At 59.7% G+C, this 1295-nt stretch carries 2 protein-coding genes; both read left to right on the forward strand.

Annotated features, from left to right (window positions below; all coding sequences use genetic code 11):
- Positions 1-96: 96 nt before the first annotated feature.
- Complete coding sequence (nifH, locus tag QWJ46_RS30970) at positions 97-990, forward strand: nitrogenase iron protein (protein WP_004675840.1); 894 nt, start codon at positions 97-99, stop codon at positions 988-990.
- A 107-nt stretch (positions 991-1097) separates the two neighbouring features.
- A partial coding sequence (locus QWJ46_RS30975; RefSeq protein ID WP_016737551.1) for a nitrogenase occupies positions 1098-1295 on the forward strand: 198 nt, incomplete at its 3' end.

Consider the following 1295-nt stretch of genomic DNA (forward strand, 5'->3'; position numbering starts at 1 on the left):
GCCCACATGGCACGGGTTTTGAAGATTGCCATGCGAGGCGGCGCGAGCTGCCTGCCTTTTACTCAGCGATGGATGGAACGAAAGAAGGAAGGCGATATGTCAGATTTGCGTCAAATCGCATTTTACGGCAAAGGGGGGATCGGCAAGTCCACCACCTCCCAAAATACGCTCGCAGCGCTTGTCGACCTCGGGCAGAAGATCCTGATCGTCGGATGCGACCCGAAAGCCGACTCCACCCGGCTGATCCTGAACGCCAAAGCACAGGACACGGTTCTGCATCTGGCAGCGCAGGAAGGTTCGGTGGAAGACCTTGAGCTCGAGGACGTGCTCAAGGCCGGCTACAAAGGCATCAAGTGCGTGGAGTCCGGCGGTCCGGAACCGGGCGTCGGCTGCGCCGGGCGCGGCGTCATCACCTCGATCAATTTCCTTGAAGAGAACGGTGCATATGACGATGTCGACTACGTCTCCTATGACGTGCTCGGCGATGTGGTGTGCGGTGGCTTTGCGATGCCGATCCGTGAGAACAAGGCCCAGGAGATCTACATCGTGATGTCCGGCGAGATGATGGCGCTCTATGCCGCCAACAACATCGCCAAGGGCATCCTGAAATATGCCCATTCCGGCGGCGTGCGGCTCGGCGGCCTGATCTGTAACGAGCGCCAGACGGACCGCGAGCTCGACCTCTCCGAGGCGCTGGCTGCCAGGCTCAATTCCAAGCTCATCCACTTTGTGCCGCGTGACAACATCGTCCAGCACGCCGAGCTCAGGAAGATGACGGTGATCCAGTACGCGCCGGACTCCAAGCAGGCCGGGGAATATCGGGCGCTAGCCGAGAAGATCCATGCCAATTCGGGCCAAGGGACCATTCCGACCCCGATTACCATGGAAGAGCTCGAAGACATGCTGCTCGACTTCGGCATCATGAAGAGCGACGAGCAGATGCTGGCCGAACTACAGGCCAAGGAGTCAGCGGTGGTTGCGGCTCAATAACTGCCGCTGTCGACAGGACGCGCTGGCCCTTGCGCCAGCGCGTCCTTCCAAGAAAGCCGCTTCGGCGACGACGACCTAACCCGAACCTTGAAAGGGGGCAGGGGCCCATGAGCCTTGATTACGAGAATGACAGCGTTTTGCATGAACAGCTCATTGCGGAAGTATTAGCGCAATATCCAGACAAGGCGGCGAAGCGCCGCAAGAAGCACCTCAGCGTCGCAACGAGCGGCGACGAGCCTGGCGATGAGCCGAAGGCCCTTTCCGAATGCGACGTCAAATCGAACATCAAGTCCATTCCGGGCGTG

It is taken from the genome of Rhizobium sp. CBN3 (assembly GCF_030518245.1).
Classification (GTDB): Bacteria; Pseudomonadota; Alphaproteobacteria; order Rhizobiales; family Rhizobiaceae; genus Rhizobium; species Rhizobium aethiopicum_A.